Source organism: Actinomycetota bacterium (genome assembly GCA_041658565.1).
Taxonomy (GTDB): domain Bacteria; phylum Actinomycetota; class AC-67; order AC-67; family AC-67; genus JBAZZY01.
Genome location: JBAZZY010000104.1, coordinates 1 through 2,541, shown reverse-complemented (window position 1 = coordinate 2,541; position 2,541 = coordinate 1). Strand labels below are relative to the sequence as shown.

Genomic DNA, 2,541 nt, shown 5'->3' with positions numbered 1-2,541 from the left:
ACGATATCGAAGCCGATCGTCTCCACACCCTGATCCGTTCGCCAAATCCGCGGGAGGATAATCGGCCACGAGACCATGATTTCCGCATTCGCATCCCACGTCGGGTCCGACGTCGGGATGTGCTCGATGCCCTCTGGGAGCACCGAGCCCTTCGGGCAGGCGACACTCACCTGGTGCCCGAACTTCTGCAGGTACACCGCGAGGTCGTAGACGATCCACTCCGTCCCCGCGTATCCAGGCGGAGGAAGCTGGAATACGCACGTGCTATTCAGTAAGATTTTCATCGGTGTCCACCAGTTTCCTGAGAAGCGGAATAACGTGGTCTTCAAGAACGTGGCTCAGATAGTCGAGTGAGAACTCCATGATGAATCGGGATTGAGGAAGAGGAGGCTCCCAAGGTTTCCAGCCACACGTCTTGCAGACGAACCGCTCTGCCATCTTCCCTTCGCCGCTCGATGCACCTATGAAACTCATTTGAACACCTGACTTTCGATGCGGCCCGTTCCCGTGATGCTGACGCTCGTGAGATGGTTGCACTCGATCGTCGTATCGAGGAAAACAGGGAAGCCATGCTCCTTCACCTTCTTGAAGAAGTACCAGTCCTCACTAATCCAGTCCTCTTCCTGATGGGTCTTTCCGAAGGAGCGATAGCGCAGGGTGAAGTCGAACCATGGGGGTGGAATCGCCTCGAACACGCGCCTGTGGATGAGACAACACCCCAATCCGACCGCGTCCACCGGGATGATCTCCCCTGGTTTCCATGGTCCGGTAACGAGCTGCACACTCAGGCTGTCCCGACCGTCGATCATCGTTCTCGCGAACCGACCCGCGACGACCGGCCAGACCTCCTGCGTCGCGAATGCAACGTTCCTGGAACGATAGAGGCCGCTCACGATCGGGAGATTCTTGGACATCATCTTCGGGATGGCGTCCTCCGGGGGAACGGTGTCCGTATCCAGCCAGAGGATCCACTCGCACGTCGGCTGACCGAGGAACTGTTCAACGAGGTTGTTCCTCGCCATGTCCACGGCGGGTGAACTGTCAAAGGCGATGACATGCTGTGGCGGCACGCTTCGGAGAAGCCTGGCGAATGCCACGGCCCACGCGGGCTCAACGAGGCCCTTCGTCGGTACTGCGATGAAGAATCGCGGCCCGAATTGGATTTCCCAGGCCGGCTTCACCATCGACGGCGAATCGTAGCATTGCTATTAAAAGTGTTGGCGAGCGATGTGTTCGGCATCGCCCGCCGTTTGTAGGGACTGCTGATGGGCTTAGCGGCCGTAGAAGACCGCCGTGAGTGGGAAGTTGCTCGTCGCCACACCCGCGACCAGCTCGCCCGACCCGACGCGGCCAATCAGGACCGTGGCGATGTTGCCGCTGCCGGACCCGACCATGTAGTCGTACGGCATGCCGGACACCGCGAGTCCCGGCGCACCAGACGCCCGACCCGGGTACACGGTCGCGTGGTCGACGAACCGGAGTTCGCCAGCGGAAATGTTCACCCCGCCCACGACGTACACGGGGAGGCGGATTCCCTCGATGACGACCACCGTGTACGGACCAGCGAGGGCGACTACGGGAATTTCCACCACCCCCTACGGGGATTCGATGTCAGGAGCTTCCTGCTGCAGGTAGTTCGATCGCGCGAACGTCATTCCAACGAGGAAGGGCTCGTCTCGGCCTGTCGCGATCGCCTTCAACCTGAAGTGGATGCTTCGCCGCGGGCTGACCGACTGCGGCCTCGGGAGGGACCACAGCTTGAGGCCGTTCTTCACGGACCACTCGTAGTCCCACACCGGGTGCGTCGTTCCCTCGACGTTCCAGCGAGTCGCGACGGACTTCGGTGAGGCATCGAAGTTGCCGATGCCGATGATCGCGAGGTACGCGTCCCGGTTGATCTGGTTCTTCGTCGCGGCACTTCCGATCCAGTCCGTGAAGCCGACGGCCGCGACGGTCCGGACCCAGTCGATGTTGACCGTGTCCGCGTCCGTCGTCAGATGCCGTACGTGCTCGGGCCGGATGAGCCCCCAACCGAAGCCGCTCTGCGCGAGCACGCCCCAGAACGTCTCCTGGAACTCGGCCTTCGCCTTCGCCGCCACCTCCATCAGAAAGTCACGGTTCCGAAGGAATATCGCGGCGAACTCGCGCTCCACGAAGAACGACTCCACAAGGCTCTGGAACTCGGTCGCAAAGATCCCGTTTTCCTCTCCTACGAGTTGAAGTGACACCATTAGAAGTGCACCCCCCTGTCAACTTGGATGCCCGTCATTGGGGCCGATGCCCCCGGCGCGATGCGGAACCCCGCCGGAGCGACCGGGGCACGCGCAACACCCGCCTGTCCGATGATCTGTTGGTACGCTGCCACGAGTGAGTTGACGAGGGCCTGGATCTCAGGTCCGGTCCGGACGAGACCCTGCCGGACGAGGTCCATGTTGTTCGTCGCGATGCCCGTCTTCACATTCTGCAGGTCCGCGGCGAGCGCGGCGGCCGCGACCGGGCTCAACGAGATCGCGATCGTGCGGTTCAGGAAATGAGCGGAAA

General features: G+C 61.6%; 5 protein-coding genes. All 5 read right to left on the bottom strand.

All coding sequences use genetic code 11. The features are described from left to right. Positions 1-284, bottom strand: a 284-nt coding sequence (locus WDA27_15485) for a hypothetical protein (protein MFA5892327.1), incomplete at its 3' end; no start/stop codon positions are given. Between the two features lie 186 nt (positions 285-470). Further along, entirely contained in the window at positions 471-1,184 is a 714-nt protein-coding gene (locus WDA27_15480; protein ID MFA5892326.1) for a hypothetical protein, read from the bottom strand. A gap of 87 nt (positions 1,185-1,271) precedes the next feature. After that, on the bottom strand, positions 1,272-1,589 hold the full coding sequence (locus WDA27_15475) for a hypothetical protein (protein ID MFA5892325.1): 318 nt from the start codon (positions 1,587-1,589) through the stop codon (positions 1,272-1,274). Between the two features lie 6 nt (positions 1,590-1,595). After that, positions 1,596-2,231 carry a hypothetical protein gene (locus tag WDA27_15470; protein MFA5892324.1) on the bottom strand — a complete coding sequence of 212 codons (636 nt, stop codon included), beginning with the start codon at positions 2,229-2,231 and terminating at the stop codon, positions 1,596-1,598. Next, positions 2,231-2,541, bottom strand: a 311-nt coding sequence (locus WDA27_15465; GenBank protein MFA5892323.1) for a hypothetical protein, incomplete at its 5' end; no start/stop codon positions are given. The genes WDA27_15470 and WDA27_15465, both read right to left, overlap by 1 nt.